Genomic DNA, 15,737 nt, shown 5'->3' with positions numbered 1-15,737 from the left:
CGTCCTGCTATGGACGTTCCGGCGGAGCGAAAGAGACGTGGTAAAACTCTACGACTCGCTGTCTCCGCTGATGACCATTGCGACAGGAGGCAAGATGCTCAATTTCGGCTACTGGGACGATTCCTCTGCCAATACAACACCCCTTGAAGCGCAGCAGATGCTCTGCGCGCAGGTCGGCGAGCTGGCCGAGCTTGCCTCTGCCAAGGCAGTAATAGACGTCGGAAGCGGCCTTGGCGCGCCCGCCTCGTACTGGAGATCCTGCCACGAATCGCTGCAGGTTGCCTGCGTGAACATCAACTTTTCGCAACTGCAGGACTCGGACGGCGCAAGGGTTTCCTTGGTAAACGCCACCTCTACCGCGCTGCCGTTTTCCAGCGGCTCAGTGGACAGAGTCGTGGCGCTTGAATCGGCGCAGCATTTCCGGCCGCTTGACCGGTTCATGCAGGAATCTGCCCGGGTGCTTGCCAGCGGCGGCCTCTTGGTAATGGCAATTCCCGTGCTAAAGTTGCGCAAAAAGCTGCATTTTCTGAGCCTCGGCATACTGTCTGTCACCTGGTCGTCAGAGCACTATGGCCCAGAGTATGTCCAGAGCGCAATCAGGAACGCGGGCCTGTCGATAGAGACAAGCCGTTACATAGGCCCCCGCGTCTACGGGCCGCTTGCAGACTATTACCTTGCAAACAGGGAAGACCTGAAGCCGAGAATCTTGGCAGAATATCCTGCCTACCTCGAAAAGCTGCTGTACCGGTCAATTCTGAAAATGAAGCAGCTGTCGGACGGGGGCGACATCGAATATGTCTTGATAAAGGCAAGAAAAGCGCGCTAATCCTGCAAAACCCTGGATAGCTCATATGCTTTTTCAGTAGCGCATATGCAGAGTCTTCTGCGCCTCCTCGCTCTCTTTCAAGCTGCCAGGACAATCTTGCCCCGTGGATGAATGTCCTTTACGTAATCAAGCGCCTTTCCCGCCTCGTCTAGGGGGAACTTTTTGTCAATGTTTACCTTTATGTTATCTTGATCCACCCACTGCGCCAATTTCGTCAACCGTTCGTTGTTTACCTGTGAGAACAGGAAAACGGCTTTGACTCCAAACTGGTTCATCAACTCCGCATTTGGCTGTTCTAGCATGGAGACGATTATCCCGCCTTTCTTGAGTACCTTGAAGGACCTCTTGTAGGTATCACCGCCCACGGTATCAAAGACCGCGTCACAGTCGTGCAAGATATCCTCAAACTTTTGGCTCTTGTAGTCAATTGTTTCGTCGGCTCCCAATTCTTGCACAAACTTTCTGTCGTCTGCGCTTATTGTCGTGGCGACTTGCGCGCCCAGCTTCTTTGCAAGTTGAATCGCGATTGAGCCTATTCCTCCTGCTCCTCCGTGAATAAGGATTTTCTGGCCCTTTGCCAGTCCGATGGTTTCCACGAGCGCCTGCCATGCGCTGACGCCTACAAGGGGAAGACCTGCCGCTTCGGCATGGCTCAAACTTTTTGGCTTGTACGCGATGGTCTGTGCAGGCGCCAGAGCCATCTCTGCAAACGCCCCTGACCCGCCGGTGATGACAGATGCCTGCCCGTATACTTCATCGCCTTGCTTGAAGCCCGCAACTCCGTTTCCAACCTCCTTGATAATGCCGGAAAAATCCATGCCCAGCGTTGAGGGGAATTGCAGCTTTATCATTTGCTGCATGTAGCCTTCGCGGATTTTCCAGTCGATTGGATTTACGCCGGCCGCTTTGACAATGACTAGGACCTTTCCTGCCGATGGATCTGGTGCAGGCACGTCAGGGTTAATCTCTACTACTTTGCTATCGCCATACCCTTTGATTTGAGCTGACTTCATTGCTGATATTATTATGTCAAGCGCGATATTAAACAACAAGAGTAAGGATGTACTTGGGAATTCTTCTCAAATGCTCAATGCATTATTTTTTTTAGATTTACACGGCGATTATTACAAATAACACATCTGCAAGCATGGCGTCTGGCACTTGTATGTGTGTGCGTGCTTTTAGCATTCGCTGGCATGAACGATAAATTAATCCACATCAACGACGATCTTCTACCTAATGCAAGGGAAAGGTCAGAACGTGGACAAACCTTTGGAGAAAAAGATAATCGTCAGCAAGAACGGGCCATATCTGGTTTCAGGCGGCATTCCTATTTCGATGCAGACCATTACCCCGAACAAAGAGGGTTTTTCGTGGGATTGGACAGAGGGCAGAACGTTTGATGCGCAAACATCAGAGTATGCGCTGTGTCGATGCGGGCAGTCAAAGAACAAGCCATTTTGCGATGGAACCCATGAGAAAATAGGATTTGAGGGAAAAGAAACTGCGACACGCAAGCCGTATGTCAGGCAAGCCAAAAAATATGACGGCCCGACGATGGTTCTTAGCGACGCAGAAAACTTGTGCGCATTTGCGCGTTTTTGCGATCCTGAAGGGCAGATTTGGAACCTGATAGAGCAAACTGACAATCCTGCAGTGCGTGATCTCGTGATACGCGAAGCAAATCATTGCCCTGCAGGCCGGCTGGTGGTGCACGATAAAAAGACGGGAAAAGAGATCGAACACAAGCTCACTCCTTCTATCGGGGTGGTCGAAGACCCTGCCTTAGGATGCAGCGGGCCGCTGTGGATTCGCGGAGGCATTCCTATCGAATCCCCTGACGGCAAGCGGTATGAAGTGCGCAATCGCGTGACGCTATGTCGGTGCGGGGCTTCAAGTAATATGCCATTTTGCAACGGCAGTCATGCAAGCATACAGTTCAAAGACGAGCTGACTGGTTAACACAACTACTAATTAACGCATGTTCATTCGCGTCTGTGTGTGTGCGTGCGCGATTGCGCTAACCAATCTCAAAGTCTTGAGCAAACACCATGAGTACTATGTTTACCTTGGAATGCCAGCGAACAAGCATCAGATTATTATCTAGAAAATATAGAGAGGCATCATTGTCTATACGCGTATCCAAGGCTAAAATACTTTAATATGATATTGAATGGTTTTGCGGTGAGCGATGATGACGATGTGACATTGACGATAATGATGTGACCATGATGACGACGATTACGATCCTTCTTTTTCGTGAAACGGCTAGAAGAGCTCAGGAATTTAGCGCTACATTCTGATGGTGCAGTTGTCGGCAGAGATTTTCTTGAAGTAATTTTAAGACAGATGGAATTTTCATATGCCTTGTCCCAGAGGTCGCACCGGGATGTCCAAGAGCTTCACCAAAGTGTAAAGCGATTCACAGAATCTTCATCAAAAAGGGTGGAGAAACTAACTAACACTGGCATTGATAGGATTGACCGGCGTTTTGACGGTAATGACGTTTCTCCTGATACCGCGCTAGGTAATAATTTTTTTTACTACTTTGCAAACGCCTTGAGCTTGCCCCTCATCTCGCGGTCTTTGGATATCGCGGGGTGGGCCGGGTCTGCCAGGATTACCTCGTACCAGATGTTCATTCCGTCCTTGTGCAGGTAGTACGATCCCATGACCTCAAGGTTCGGGAACTTTTCTGAAACCCTCCTCTCGGCGACCTTGCGCATACTGATGCCCTGCTTGATATGGACTACGCCGATGTGCTTTGGCCTTCTGCCTGCGACCGGGCGCTGCTTTCTCATGCCGCCCCTGCCGACGCGCGTGCGGACGACCACGATGCCCTGCTTGGCCTTGTAGCCCAGCCTGCGCGCCCTGTCGAGCCTGCTTGGCCTTTCTATCCTGTTGATAGTAGGCTCTTGCCTCCATGCAATGGCCTTGGACTTTAGTTCGTCCGAGTTCTCCTTCCACATCTTTGTCCAAGTCTGGGCCATATAGCTGCGCATATTATACCACTCTCCAGACTTCTAGCCCTTTATATGTCATTATATGACACCGCGCAGGATCTGGATTATCTTTTCTGCTATAACGGTCGACGCAAGCTCCTGCGCCTCCTTTGTCTGCGCGCCGATGTGGGGTGTACATACTATGTTTGGAAGGCCGAGAAGGAGCTTGTTAGTCGGCGGCTCTACCTCAAAGACGTCAAGCGCCGCGCCGGCGATCTTGTTGTTTTTCAGCGCCTCGTACAGGGCGTTCTCGTCGATTATCTCGCCCCTTGACGTGTTAACGAGATATGCCGTCGGCTTCATCTTGGAAAAGCGCTCTGCATTGAACATGTGCTTTGTCTCTGGCGTCGAGGGCACGTGGCACGTGATATAGTCGGCGCTTTCAAGGAGCGTGTTAAGGTCGGTGACTATCATGGCAGTCTCGCTGATGAACTCTTTGTTTATCGGGTACGGGTCGTAACCGATCAAATTCATGTGGAGCGCCTTGGCCATCCTGCCTATGTGCCGGCCGATGTTTCCGACGCCTACTATGCCAAGGTACTTGCCTGACAGCTGCGTGCCCATCAGGTCTTTTTTTATCCAGTTGCCCTTCTTGGACTCGGCGTCTGCCCTCGGTATGCTTCTTGCAAGCGAGATCATGAGGCCGATTGCAAGCTCTGCCACTGCCACGGACGCGGCCTCTGGAGCGTTTATCACCCTGATCTTTTTCGCCTCTGCGGCCTTGACGTCAACGTTGTCAAGCCCGACTCCGACCCTCGCTATTATCTTGGCACTGGATGCAGCGTCTATGACCTCCTTTGTGACCTTGGTCCTGCTCCTCACCACTATGACGTCATAATCCTTTACTATTGCAACCAGTTCGCTGGCTTTTATCTCGGGCTTGTAGTCGACTGCCAACCCTGCGCGCTTCATGCTGTCGATGCCTGCCTGGTCTATCGAGTCGCAGACGAGCACCTTGCCGCTTGCTTGCATATATGGGTGAAAAATCCCGGTGATAATATATTGTTATTGCGATGACGACGGTGATTAGCAAAGCTTATTGTTGCGTGCTCTCTCAAGTCATGGGATTGGCGTACGTCGTGCGCGTAAAGGAGGAGCAGGAGCGCATGCTGTACGCAAGGCATTCTTTGTACGTGGGCATCAGGCGCGACTGGTCTGCCGACTCGAAAATCCTGCTCGTCGGGAAAAACGCGCACGGCGACTCTGTAATAATCGGCTCGGCGACTCTTGAAAAAATAGTCGAGCTTGATGCTTTAAACAACAGCGAAAAAAAGCTGTGCCTTGAAAACAACTGGTACGGCAAGATGGTGTTTGCCATGCTGGCAAGGTTCCTGCCGGCCGTGCCCGTTTCTGATACACCGCTTGCCGGCAAGCAGCCGGCGCTCTTGCACGGCCTGGAGATAACCGGGGATGAACTGTCCAAGATTGAAAGCCTCGCAGGTTCGAAAATAATTACTTGAGACAGCGCCGATTTGCAAAAAATCCAGAGGCATTAATCTCGCAGAGGTAACAAAATTACCGTTTCATGTTCTAAATGCTAAAATATCGTACCGGGTATCAAATCGTATGTCCGCAGATATTCCCAAGTGGAAAGCCTCAGGTGACTGGTTTGATGTCTGTAGGTGCAACGTCCCTTGCCCGTGTGAATTTGCCCAATCTCCGACCCACGGAGAGTGCGACGGCGTGCTGGCGTACCACATCAAGAACGGAAAATACGGCGAAACTTCCCTTGACGGCTTGAATGCGATAGCACTGGGATATTTCAAAGGCAACATATGGGCCGGCGAGACAAAAGCGAGCATTGCCTTCTTTCTTGACGAGAGGGCTGACAAACAGCAGCGGCATGCACTGGAAATGATTTTCTCCGGCAAGGCCGGAGGTTTCATGGCAAATTTTGCCAAGCTAGTAGGAGAGGTACGCGGGACAAATTTTGCGCCAATCAAGTTTGAAGTCGCAGAGGATCTCGCGTACTGGAGCGCAACGCTCCCCGGAAAGATAGCCGTAAAGGCTGAGGCTCTGACCGGTCCCATGACCCCGCCTGGCAAAAGGGTGCAAACAATCAACCCTCCCGGAAGTGAGGTGGGACCTGGCGCGGTCGCCACATGGGGGGTGGCGGCAGTCGATGAGGTGAGTGCCCCAGAAATCCGCTATAGCTGGAAGAGAAAAGGCAACTCTAGCAAGCACATTCCTTTCGATTGGACCGGCCCGTAAACGCCACCAGGGATATGTGCAGTAGTGGCAGAGAGAAAGAGAGTGAGTTGCTGACGCATGGACAAAGTGCAAAAGATAATCCTTGTTTCACTAGTCTCCGTTTCAGCAGCAAGCTGGCTTATTTCACAGGTTTTTCAGAATGACATGATGATGATGGCAATGTCTTTTGCTGGAATGGGCAATAATGGTGGTGACGGTCCCGGCCTGACGTCTTACATCTTTTTTGTGTCGTTGTGGACCGTCGGCATGGCCGCGATGATGTTTCCTGCCATCACTCCAATGGTGCTCCTCTACAACAAGCTGGCCGGTTCGGGCAACAGCGGCCAGAAGCAAGTAGCCCTCCAGGGCAAAAATGACGACACCTCTCAGAAAGTCTATCGCTTCAAGACCATGCTCTTTGTAGGCGGCTATCTTGCGGTCTGGTCCATGACAGGGCTTGCTCTGCTTTCTGGATGGTCCGCGCTCATGAGCGCCACAAACGCGGCGTCAGAGCCATCAATGCAGTACGTCTATGGCGCCATCCTAATTATTGCAGGGGCCAATCAGTTCACCTCGCTCAAAGCCAAGTGCTTGGGGTATTGCGAATCTCCGATGAGCTTTTTCATGAAGAGGTGGAGCAACGGCGCTTCCGGGGCGGCCAAGATGGGGGTCTTTCACGGCCTGTACTGTCTAGGATGCTGCTGGCCGTACTTTCTGCTGATGGTGGCACTTGGCTGGATGAACCTGCTCTGGATGACCTTGTTTTCGGGAATAATTTTCGGAGAAAAAATCTGGTCAAAGGGGATATGGGTTGCAAGAGCCGCAGGAATCGGATTTGTGGTGACTGGCATCCTGGTTGCAATCACGGGCGGGTCATCAGTAATTTCTCTGCCGCAAACGATGATGACGCCGCCTACAGGAAACATGGCTGCTGGTTAGCAATCCTGCAACAACTGATGGCTATTTCTTGCGTGCTACAAAAACATTCAAGCGTTCCGGATTCTTCAGTACTTTCCGAGGGTAGCTAAAAAGTGCAAGAAAGAGTCTCCATAATCGCTTAATATTGATAATATTATTTCTTTGAACTAGCATATGGGAGTAATGACCTGGATAGTTGTTGGAGTAGTCGTGCTCGCGGTATTGGGTCTGGGAGTGCGCACATTTCTATCGGGTGTGCAACAGGGAGTAGAAAAAATTGCCGACGCCCCAGGAATAAGGGATGTCGTAGCCAAAACAAAGCAGCTCGTATCTTACGGGGAAGATCAGCTGAAAAGCAGCCTTGAACAACAACAACAAGAAAATGCACCTGAAAATAACAATCATTGGGAAAGGCTGCCCGCGTAATACATGAAAAAGCGTCGGTAGGGAGAAAAGAAAAGTGATCCGTAACAAGCTGGCCGGGACCCTGGCAATAGTTTCCGGCGTGCTTTTTCTCGTTTCCGGCTATCATCCAAGCACCGCCGTTTACGATCTGATCGTCGCGGGCCTGAAAGAGTACGCGGCTAAGGATGTTTGGCAGGTCGCCATCGTGCCAATCGGGATTTTGGCGTTTATTGCGCAACTTGGAGGCATAGTCGTCATAGTGGGGGGAGTGCTGTTTTTGAAAAACAGGATTACAAGCGGCAAGTTCCTGGTGATGATAGGGACCGGCCAGGGCATCCTGACCATTATTCTTAGTCTGGTCCTTGGCCTTGCATCAGAAGGAACGAATTTCCTGAGTAATTACGTCCTCTGGTTCACCGGCACCGCGGCAGGAATTGGAATCATCTGCTCGATAATTTCAAGGACGGTGGCAACAGCCCCAGTCAAGGCGGGGCAGCGACAACAATAGCGACGCGCTAGCCTGCGGTGGCTCTGCTGACCACTACAGCAATGATTATTATCCACAGCAAGTCGCTTTCTTCCAAGCAAAGCCGTGAGAGCGTCGATTAATTTATTACGGCGCTAGCGCCATCGCAGCTGCGAGATGTCTTCTTTCAGGATTGACAAGGATTCACTTGGCGAAGTCAAGGTTCCGTCGGACGCCTACTACGGCCCCTTTGCATCTAGGGCGAAGGAGATGTACAAGGTAACGGGCCAGAGGGCACACATCTACCTGATACGCGCCTTTGTCATGATAAAGCGCTCCGCGGCCCTTGCAAACAAGGAACTGAAGGCACTGGACGCCAAAAAGGCCGACGCCATCGTACAGGCGTGCGACGAGATTCTTGCCGGCAAGCTATTGGATCAGTTCGTAGTCGAGGCAATCAACTCGGGCGCCGGCACCGCCTTTAACATGAACACCAATGAGGTGATAGCAAACAGGGCCCTTGAGATCCTTGGCAAGAAAAAGGGCGAGTATGAAACCGTCAGTCCAAACGACCATGTCAACATGTCCCAGTCGTCAAACGACACATTTCCCACCGCAATGCACGTCGCAATCCTGTTCAACATGGAAGAGGCCGACAAGTCTCTCTCCGTCCTGATAAACTCGCTTCAGAAAAAAGCCAAGGAATTTGAAGACATAATCAAGATAGGGAGGACGCACCTGATGGACGCAATCCCTGTCACCCTCGGCGCCGAGTTTGAAGAGTACGCCTACTCTCTTGCAAAGGCGCAAAAGAGGATGCGCGAGGCGATGGATGGCTTGCACGAAGTGGGCCTTGGGGGAACCGCAGTCGGAACGGGTGCCAACACGCCCAAGGGCTACCGCGATCTTGCTATAAAGCACCTCTCTGAAATATCAAAGCTAGAGCTAAAGCCGTCTGATAACATGTTTTATTCACTGCAGAGCAAGCTCGACGTCGCAAACGCGTCATCCGCCCTGCGCAACGTCGCTATTGAATTGACAAAGATGGCAAACGACATACGCCTGATGGCGTGCGGCCCCGTCGCCGGCCTTGCAGAGGTGCTGATACCGGCTGTGCACGCCGGGTCGTCGATAATGCCGGGCAAGGTCAACCCGTCGCTTGCAGAGTGCCTGAACATGGTCTGCTTTAACGTGATAGGAAACGACGTCGCAGTCGCAATGGCGGCGCAGGCAGGCCAGTTCGAGCTAAACGTCATGCTGCCCGGGATGCTAAAGAACATGCTCGACTCGACCGATATGCTGAAAAATTTCCTGCCCGTGTTTGCAGAAAACATGATTGACGGGATAAAGGCCAACAGGGAAAAGCTGGAATCATACATTGAGAAAAGCCCTGTGCTTGTCACGCTCCTGAACCCGTACATCGGCTACCTAAAGGCGGCGGAAATCTACAAGGAGGCTCTGAAAACAAACAAGACCATCAGGGAGCTCGTCCTTGAAAAGAAGCTGATGACCAAGGCGGACCTTGACAAGGCGCTGTCAAAGGAAAGCATCCTTGGCGCCGGCTAACCCTTTATTTCCTGGCTGGTGGCCTTTTTCTTTTGCAGCTCTAGTACAGTAGTTGCTATCAGCGCCACTTGCAGTATGTACCCGCCCGTTATGAGCACCACCGCGTTGAGCGGCTTTGAAAATGTCGTCATTATCTCCACGTGCGGGGGAGCAAGCGAATTTCCAACCATCACAATGACTGCAAGCGGAATGCACGCGTACAGCTGCTTTTTGTAGCCGGCAAACGTCAAGACGGCAAGGGCGATAAACACGCATTCAAGCGCAATCGCCCTGTCCAGAAACGCCGGGTTGCCAAACGGGATTGCGATTGCGCCAGCGGCTGCTATTGCCGCAAGGACTATTGCGACCGCACTAGTACGCATTGAGTCGAAAGACGCGTCCTAGCAATTAAAGCGTTTCAGGTATTCCAAAAGCGCAACCGCGTTGTTGTGCTCTGCATCTTTTGCCGCAAATAACAAGGTCACGGGTCCCTGCTTTTCTTTTTCAAGGATAGTTTCCACAAATTCTTGCTTTCCTTCAAGCTCTTTGAAATAGCGCTCCTTAAAGCCGTCCCACTTTTTATCATCGTGAGAGAACCACTTGCGCAGAGCGTCGGACGGGCCGATGTCTTTTAGCCACAGGTCCACGCTCTTTTTGCTGACGCCCCTTGGCCACAGCCTGTCCACCAGCACGCGGTAGCTGCCGTCGCTTTCAAAGGAATAGATCCTCGCTACCCTTATCATCATTATCGTCATGAACAGTTGCACAGGATTGCAAGATAAACTGTCGTACATACCTGCGTTTAGTTTAATACCAATCGCATGGTACAGAGACGCATGAAGGCTGCACGCATAATCAAGACAAAGGAACCCTTGAAGGTAGAAGATATTGCTACACCAAAGCCAAGCGGCGAGCAGGTCCTTGTAAAGGTGGACAGCGCAGGAGTCTGCCACAGCGACCTGCACCTGTGGGAAGGAGGCTACGCCGGCCCACAAGGCATTTTCATGAAGGTTGAAGACCGCGGAGTAAAGTTCCCATTGACGCCGGGCCACGAGGTCGCCGGCTCGATAGTGGAAATGGGCGACAAGGTCACCGGCTACAGCAAGGGCGAGAAGGTGCTGGTCTACCCGTGGATAGGAGAAGGCACGTGCCCTGCGTGCAAGGCCGGCGAGGAAAACCTCTGCGATGCACCGAGGTCGCTAGGCGTGTACCAGGACGGGGGGTACGGCGAGTACGCGCTGGTCCCAAGCTACAAGTACCTTGTAAAACTGGGAGACTATGACACTGCCGCGGCAGCGTCGCTTGCGTGCTCTGGCCTGACCGCGTTTACAGCCGTGAAAAAGGCGGCTGTAAAGGACGGCGAGACGCTGGTGATAATCGGCGCAGGCGGGCTGGGGCTCATGGCGGTGCAGATAGCCAAGGCAATAACCGGCGCAAGGATAGCCGTTGTCGACATTGACGACAAGAAACTGGAAGAGGCAAAAAAGCTCGGAGCCGCTATTACCGTGAACTCGGGCAAGGGCGACCCTGTGCAAGGAGTCAAGGACGCCACAAAGGGCCTCGGAGCCGAAGCAGTCATCGACTTTGTCAATAATGCAAAGACGGCGCCAAACTCGTTCAACATGCTGAGAAAGCGCGGAAGATTGGTGATGGTTGGCCTTTTCGGAGGCTCTATGGAACTCAACCTTCCGCTCATACCGCTGAGGGCGTTCACCCTTACGGGCACCTACACGGGCAAGTACGCCGACCTGGTGGAGCTCGTGGAGATTGCCAAGAAGGGCAAGATCCAGTCCGTGGTGTCGCGCCGGTTCAAGCTCGACGAGGTAAACACTGCGCTTGAAGATCTAAAGGCCGGCAAGATACTCGGCAGGGCGGTAATCAACCCCTAGCCGGACCGCCTTTCTTCTTACGCGTCCTCTTTTTCTCTTTTGTTGTTGTTATTATTCCACCAGCAGCTTGCTCTGGATGTCCTTCACCACCACCGACTTGATGTTGACAAACTCTTTTATTCCAAACTCTGACAGCTCCCGGCCGATGCCGGATTTCTTTACGCCGCCAAAGGGCAGGCGCGGGTCAGACTTGACCATCTCGTTCACCGAAACTATGCCGGATTCTATCTGCCTTGCAACCTTTATCCCGCGCTCGATGTCGTTGGTCCACACGCTTGCGCCAAGTCCAAACTCCGAGTTGTTGGCCTCGCGGATCGCCTGCACCTCGTCTTCCACCACTATTATCGGCGCGGCCGGGCCAAACACCTCTTCCTTTAGAACGCTCATCTCGTGCCCGACGCCCGAGATTATGGTCGGCTCGTAAAAGTAGCCGTCTCTTGGGACGGGCTTGCCCCCGACAAGCACCTTGCCTCCCTTTGCCCTTGCGTCGTCGACCTGCCTTGCAAGAGCCTGCCTCTGGCTGTCGCGAACCAGCGGGCCGATTGTGGTCTTGGGGTCAAGCGGATCGCCAAGCACCTCCGCCTGCGTGTCTTCGACAAACAGTTTCGTGAATTTCTCCGCGATGCTCTTGACCACTATGAACCTCTTGGCGGATATGCAGCTCTGGCCCGTGTTCAAAAGACGCGACTGCGTGGCCATGTACGCCGTCTGCTTTAGGTCGGCGTCCTCAAGCACGATAAACGGATCACTGCCGCCAAGCTCCAGCACGAATTTCTTTAGGTCTTTGGACGCAAGCTCGGCCACACGTTTTCCAGTATTCACGCTGCCGGTGACCGAGACTGCGTCGATGTCTGCCTGCACAAGTGCCTCGCCGGCGCGATAGTCGCCGATTACCACTTGGAACACGTTTTCCGGAAAGCCAGCGTCAGAAAACGCCTCCTGCAGCTTAAGCGAGCTTCCAAGGCATACGCTCGAATGCTTTAGCACGCCGACGTTTCCAGCAGTCAGCGCCGGCACCGCAAAGCGCATCACCTGCCAAAACGGGAAATTCCACGGCATTATAGACGCAACTACGCCCAGCGGCTCAAACGACACAAAGCTCTTGCGGAACTCTGTGGGCACTATCTGGTCGCGCAAAAACGCCTCCGCGTGCTCGGCGTAATAGTCGCACACCCATGCGCATTTTTCGATTTCGGCAAGCGACTGGCGCACTGGCTTGCCCATCTCTTCCGTCACGACATGCGCATAATCCTCACGGTTTTTGCGCATCACCCTGCCGAGCTTGCGCATATAGTCTGCGCGCTCGCCTAGCTCTAGCTTTTTCCAGCCGGAAAACGCCTCCCTTGCCTTCCTTACTTTTTGCGCAACCACTTCTGCACTGTCGTTGTCATAAGACGCGATTGCCTTGCCTGTTGCCGGGTTTACCGTCTCTATCTGCTGCATGATGGCAGTACTATGCTCTGCGCGCTAATAAGCGCTCGATGAAAAAGAAGAAGAAAAGAAAGTGTATCCCGCCGGCAGGATTTGCTCCAAAACGGCGTGTGTGTCGCCAGTCTTGTTTGAGCCTGCGACTCTTCGGTTACTGCTACCTGTACGCCCGATAGGCTGCTACACGTGGTCAGCTAACTGTTAGCCGACATCTACAGCCGAAAGCTCTACCAGGCTGAGCTACAGCGGGACAGTTCCGTTGGCTGCGAGAATGCTATATTATCTTATTGGAGGTACCGTGCGACGTCAAGTGCAAAATAAGAGATTATCCTGTCGGCGCCCGCCCTCCTCATGGCAGCAAGCGACGCGACCTTGCACTGCTCCTCGTCCACCCAGCCCCTCATGCCTGCTGCCTTTATCATGGCGTATTCGCCTGACACGTTTTGCACCGCTACCGGCACGGAAAACTGCTCCTTTGCGCGCCTGACAAGGTCAAGATACGCAAGGCCCGGCTTGACCATCACCATGTCCGCGCCCTCCTCAATGTCGGCTGCTATTTCGCGCATCACCTGCTTTGGGTTTGCGTACGACACCTGGTATCCTGCCTTGTCAATTGCACCGTTTTTTCTTGCAAACGCGGCCGACCGAAACGGCGTGTACAGCGACGACGCGTGCTTGGCAGAGTACGAAAGTATCCTTGCCCTGTAGCCGTTTCTGTCAAGCGCGGTCCTTATTGCGCGCACTTGGCCGTCCATCATGGCAGAGGGCGCCACTACGTCCGCGCCCGCCTCGGCGTGGCTCTGAGAAATCTCTGCAAGCATCCGCAGAGTAGAGTCGTTGTCTACCACCGCGCCGTTGCGCAACAGCCCGCAGTGCCCTGACAGATTGTACTGGCAAACGCAGACGTCCGTTATCACGTCAATCGACCTGCCAAACGCCGATTTTATCTCCCTTGTCGCGCGCTGCACGACGCCGTTTCTGTCCGCTGCGGACGAGCCGTCGCCGTCGCGGCTTTTTGGAATGCCAAAGACTATGATAGAGCGGATTCCAGCGTCGGATATTTTCTGCACGCCTGCGGCTGCGTCCCTGGAAGGCGATACGGGCACGCCTGGCATGGCCGCTATTGCGCCCTCTTGCTGCTGTCTTTCTGACACAAAGACCGGGCAGATGAGGTGCTCGCGCCTGAGGCCAGCAACCGAGAGCGTGTCTGCGTACACCTGCACGACTGTGCATCGCGCGCCGGCCTATGAATACGTTATCTATGATATCGCACACGTTTTTATGACAGCTGTCTGCAAAGGCACCATCGGCAGGTGTGGCGGGGGTAGACCATAATGATAGAGGCGCAAAAGCGGCAGGACACCATCACAAACAACGGCCTAGACTGGACATACATACAGAGGCCGGCCTACGTCGACCTTGCGACGCTCGGCGAGCGCCACCCGTCGTTCCACAAGCTCAACTTTGAGGACTGCCTCTCAAAGATCCAGCTGCCGAAAATCGACCGCTACGAAGACCACATGTTCATCGTGCTGCATTTCCCGACGGCCGACAAGGAGCGCGGGTTCATATTCTCGCAGCTGTCCGTGTTCATCGGCGCAAGTTTCGTTGTCACCGTCCATCAGGGCGACCTCAAGCCACTTGAGGAGCTGTTCAACATGTGCAAGGCCGACGAAAAGATGCGCCAGGCCATAATGGGCAAGTCCTCCGGCTACCTCTTGCACAAGATAATCGACACGCTTGTAGACGATCTTTTGCACCTTCTAATGAAGGTGGTGGGCAACATTGAGGACATCGAGGACCTGGTGTTTGACGAGCGCATTTCAGTCTCACGTCAGATAGCGCTCCTGCGCCGCGAGATAACCACGCTCAGGAGAATCGTAATCCATCTGCGCCGCATAGTTCTGGACCTGACAAAGGACGTGCAGAAGTTTTCAATCGAGGATCTCACCCCGTATTACAAGGACGTGCAGGATCACGTGGAAAAAGTGTACGAGGCCCTTGAGGAGGCAAAAGAGACGGTCGAGATCTACAAGGACACCGACTATGTGCTGAGCACCGAAAAGACCAACAAGATTCTCGCGGTGCTGACAATCATATTCACTCTCTCGCTCCCCGCGACCGTCGTGAGCACCTTTTACGGCATGAACGTCAACCTGCCCGGTGGAATACAGACCGGCTCATGGACGCAGCTTGGGCCGTACACTTCATTGATGTTCGTAGTTGCAGTCTCGGCAGCCGCCGCGGGTCTCATGCTCCTGTACTTCCGCAAGCAGGGCTGGCTCTAGTCCCACCTTTTTTCTATAATATTTGTTTTGTTTAGACAGCATTATCGTAATTTTAACAATGACCTGTAACTAGTACAAAAATTCCCATTTTTGGAAGCAAAGGGTATATATTCTGGTCGTCTATCAGAGATGAAGGGTTGGCAGAAGGAAAGAGGGAGGTTGTTACTGGGTACGTTTGTACCCCTCACGGCAAGCAGACGGTCTCGCTCGTGGAGGCGTGGAAAAAGAGCACAAACATTGTCGACATGTATTTTGCGGCAGCGACGTTCTCTGACGAAAGTGTGCCGTACTTTCCGAACAAGGCGAACAACTATGTCCTTGCGTCGTTTGCAGGCATGGAAGGCGTGCTTGACGACATCCGCAAGGGAGGAATGGACCGGCTTGCCTTCATGTTCAGCCTGAACAGCCCGCTCTTTGAGCGCGTCGGAGAAAAGCTCAACTATGTCTCCCTTTATTTCACTAAATATTCAAGCGGCGATCCGGCCATAGGCGACCTTGCAAACGTCATCGCAAGGCGCGACAGGGTGAAAAAGGCAAGCCTAGCCGAGATGCAGCTTTTGGCAGCCGAGCAGCCCCGCTTTGCGTTTCCATACTCCAAGAACCTCGTGATACTGGAGGTGGAAGGGTCAGAGACGCACCAGACGGATCAGAAATACTGCGAGCGCACGAGGCGCGACGTGGCTAGAAAGGGCATACTGCTGAACAACCTAGTAAGCTTTTCTATACTTGAAAAACTGAAATAGTCTGTAATCCCCTTCCGCAATACCTAAAAGCGATAAG

The 15,737-nt window shown here is 53.0% G+C and carries 18 protein-coding genes and 1 tRNA gene; 11 read left to right on the top strand and 8 right to left on the bottom strand.

Annotation, left to right across the window (positions count from 1 at the left end; translation table 11 throughout):
• Positions 1–37: 37 nt before the first annotated feature.
• A complete protein-coding gene (locus ACYOR7_RS11070; RefSeq protein WP_294806012.1) occupies positions 38–826 on the top strand; it encodes a class I SAM-dependent methyltransferase in 789 nt (262 codons plus the stop codon).
• A 77-nt stretch (positions 827–903) separates the two neighbouring features.
• On the opposite strand, the gene ACYOR7_RS11065 is transcribed toward ACYOR7_RS11070, so the two are convergent.
• Positions 904–1,839, bottom strand: coding sequence for an NADP-dependent oxidoreductase (locus tag ACYOR7_RS11065; protein WP_479913966.1), 936 nt, complete (start codon positions 1,837–1,839; stop codon positions 904–906).
• A 259-nt stretch (positions 1,840–2,098) separates the two neighbouring features.
• On the opposite strand from ACYOR7_RS11065, the gene ACYOR7_RS11060 reads away from it, so the two are divergent.
• Positions 2,099–2,788, top strand: a complete 690-nt coding sequence (locus ACYOR7_RS11060; RefSeq protein ID WP_479913965.1) for a CDGSH iron-sulfur domain-containing protein — start codon at positions 2,099–2,101, stop codon at positions 2,786–2,788.
• A gap of 581 nt (positions 2,789–3,369) precedes the next feature.
• Here ACYOR7_RS11060 and ACYOR7_RS11055 read toward each other — a convergent pair.
• Entirely contained in the window at positions 3,370–3,828 is a 459-nt protein-coding gene (locus tag ACYOR7_RS11055) for a 50S ribosomal protein L15e (RefSeq protein WP_479913964.1), read from the bottom strand.
• A gap of 39 nt (positions 3,829–3,867) precedes the next feature.
• Positions 3,868–4,800, bottom strand: coding sequence for a hydroxyacid dehydrogenase (locus ACYOR7_RS11050; RefSeq protein WP_479913963.1), 933 nt, complete (start codon positions 4,798–4,800; stop codon positions 3,868–3,870).
• Positions 4,801–4,874: 74 nt separating this feature from the next.
• Between ACYOR7_RS11050 and ACYOR7_RS11045 the strand changes: the two genes are divergently transcribed.
• The 6 genes from ACYOR7_RS11045 to ACYOR7_RS11020 all read left to right on the top strand — a co-directional run bounded on the left by ACYOR7_RS11045 (position 4,875) and on the right by ACYOR7_RS11020 (position 9,373).
• Entirely contained in the window at positions 4,875–5,288 is a 414-nt protein-coding gene (locus ACYOR7_RS11045; RefSeq protein ID WP_479913962.1) for a hypothetical protein, read from the top strand.
• 106 nt (positions 5,289–5,394) lie between these two features.
• Entirely contained in the window at positions 5,395–6,039 is a 645-nt protein-coding gene (locus tag ACYOR7_RS11040; protein ID WP_479913961.1) for a DUF1326 domain-containing protein, read from the top strand.
• A gap of 57 nt (positions 6,040–6,096) precedes the next feature.
• Positions 6,097–6,957 (top strand): DUF2182 domain-containing protein, encoded by an 861-nt coding sequence (locus ACYOR7_RS11035; RefSeq protein WP_479913960.1) that lies wholly within the window; start codon positions 6,097–6,099, stop codon positions 6,955–6,957.
• A gap of 153 nt (positions 6,958–7,110) precedes the next feature.
• Positions 7,111–7,362, top strand: a complete 252-nt coding sequence (locus ACYOR7_RS11030; protein WP_479913959.1) for a hypothetical protein — start codon at positions 7,111–7,113, stop codon at positions 7,360–7,362.
• 34 nt (positions 7,363–7,396) lie between these two features.
• Positions 7,397–7,849 (top strand): hypothetical protein, encoded by a 453-nt coding sequence (locus ACYOR7_RS11025; protein WP_479913958.1) that lies wholly within the window; start codon positions 7,397–7,399, stop codon positions 7,847–7,849.
• 135 nt (positions 7,850–7,984) lie between these two features.
• On the top strand, positions 7,985–9,373 hold the full coding sequence (locus ACYOR7_RS11020; RefSeq protein ID WP_479913957.1) for an aspartate ammonia-lyase: 1,389 nt from the start codon (positions 7,985–7,987) through the stop codon (positions 9,371–9,373).
• On the opposite strand, the gene ACYOR7_RS11015 is transcribed toward ACYOR7_RS11020, so the two are convergent.
• Positions 9,370–9,735, bottom strand: coding sequence for a hypothetical protein (locus tag ACYOR7_RS11015; protein WP_294805978.1), 366 nt, complete (start codon positions 9,733–9,735; stop codon positions 9,370–9,372). The genes ACYOR7_RS11020 and ACYOR7_RS11015 overlap by 4 nt on opposite strands.
• Positions 9,736–9,753: 18 nt before the next feature.
• On the bottom strand, positions 9,754–10,098 hold the full coding sequence (locus ACYOR7_RS11010) for a DUF488 domain-containing protein (RefSeq protein WP_479913956.1): 345 nt from the start codon (positions 10,096–10,098) through the stop codon (positions 9,754–9,756).
• Between the two features lie 90 nt (positions 10,099–10,188).
• Here ACYOR7_RS11010 and ACYOR7_RS11005 point away from each other — a divergent pair, with 90 nt between their 5' ends.
• Positions 10,189–11,241 carry an alcohol dehydrogenase gene (locus ACYOR7_RS11005; protein ID WP_479913955.1) on the top strand — a complete coding sequence of 351 codons (1,053 nt, stop codon included), beginning with the start codon at positions 10,189–10,191 and terminating at the stop codon, positions 11,239–11,241.
• Positions 11,242–11,292: 51 nt separating this feature from the next.
• Here ACYOR7_RS11005 and ACYOR7_RS11000 read toward each other — a convergent pair whose 3' ends face one another.
• The 3 genes from ACYOR7_RS11000 to hemB form a co-directional block, all read right to left on the bottom strand.
• Positions 11,293–12,684 carry an NAD-dependent succinate-semialdehyde dehydrogenase gene (locus ACYOR7_RS11000; RefSeq protein ID WP_294805972.1) on the bottom strand — a complete coding sequence of 464 codons (1,392 nt, stop codon included), beginning with the start codon at positions 12,682–12,684 and terminating at the stop codon, positions 11,293–11,295.
• 66 nt (positions 12,685–12,750) lie between these two features.
• A tRNA-Tyr gene (locus ACYOR7_RS10995) sits at positions 12,751–12,919 on the bottom strand.
• A 34-nt stretch (positions 12,920–12,953) separates the two neighbouring features.
• The gene (gene hemB / locus ACYOR7_RS10990) at positions 12,954–13,892 is read right to left on the bottom strand and encodes a porphobilinogen synthase (RefSeq protein ID WP_479913954.1); all 939 of its coding nucleotides are present in this window, start codon (positions 13,890–13,892) and stop codon (positions 12,954–12,956) included.
• Between the two features lie 111 nt (positions 13,893–14,003).
• On the opposite strand from hemB, the gene ACYOR7_RS10985 reads away from it, so the two are divergent.
• Positions 14,004–14,957: a magnesium transporter CorA family protein gene (locus tag ACYOR7_RS10985; RefSeq protein ID WP_479913953.1), complete on the top strand. Its 954-nt coding sequence runs from the start codon at positions 14,004–14,006 to the stop codon at positions 14,955–14,957.
• 137 nt (positions 14,958–15,094) lie between these two features.
• On the top strand, positions 15,095–15,700 hold the full coding sequence (locus ACYOR7_RS10980) for a hypothetical protein (protein WP_294805966.1): 606 nt from the start codon (positions 15,095–15,097) through the stop codon (positions 15,698–15,700).
• Positions 15,701–15,737 lie beyond the last annotated feature (37 nt).

The sequence above is a fragment of the Candidatus Nitrososphaera sp. 86-2 genome (genome assembly GCF_056726185.1).
This window is presented reverse-complemented; position numbering and strand designations above follow the sequence as displayed.

Bases quoted from the DNA above. Each gene is read 5' to 3' on its own strand.
- ACYOR7_RS11065 (WP_479913966.1), bottom strand. From the start codon at position 1,839: ATGAAGTCAGCTCAAATCAAAGGGTATGGCGATAGCAAAGTAGTAGAG.
- ACYOR7_RS11055 (WP_479913964.1), bottom strand. From the start codon at position 3,828: ATGCGCAGCTATATGGCCCAGACTTGGACAAAGATGTGGAAGGAGAAC.
- ACYOR7_RS11050 (WP_479913963.1), bottom strand. From the start codon at position 4,800: ATGCAAGCAAGCGGCAAGGTGCTCGTCTGCGACTCGATAGACCAGGCA.
- ACYOR7_RS11040 (WP_479913961.1), top strand. From the start codon at position 5,395: ATGTCCGCAGATATTCCCAAGTGGAAAGCCTCAGGTGACTGGTTTGAT.
- ACYOR7_RS11035 (WP_479913960.1), top strand. From the start codon at position 6,097: ATGGACAAAGTGCAAAAGATAATCCTTGTTTCACTAGTCTCCGTTTCA.
- ACYOR7_RS11030 (WP_479913959.1), top strand. From the start codon at position 7,111: ATGGGAGTAATGACCTGGATAGTTGTTGGAGTAGTCGTGCTCGCGGTA.
- ACYOR7_RS11020 (WP_479913957.1), top strand. From the start codon at position 7,985: ATGTCTTCTTTCAGGATTGACAAGGATTCACTTGGCGAAGTCAAGGTT.
- ACYOR7_RS11015 (WP_294805978.1), bottom strand. From the start codon at position 9,735: ATGCGTACTAGTGCGGTCGCAATAGTCCTTGCGGCAATAGCAGCCGCT.
- ACYOR7_RS11010 (WP_479913956.1), bottom strand. From the start codon at position 10,098: ATGATGATAAGGGTAGCGAGGATCTATTCCTTTGAAAGCGACGGCAGC.
- ACYOR7_RS11005 (WP_479913955.1), top strand. From the start codon at position 10,189: ATGAAGGCTGCACGCATAATCAAGACAAAGGAACCCTTGAAGGTAGAA.
- ACYOR7_RS11000 (WP_294805972.1), bottom strand. From the start codon at position 12,684: ATGCAGCAGATAGAGACGGTAAACCCGGCAACAGGCAAGGCAATCGCG.
- ACYOR7_RS10985 (WP_479913953.1), top strand. From the start codon at position 14,004: ATGATAGAGGCGCAAAAGCGGCAGGACACCATCACAAACAACGGCCTA.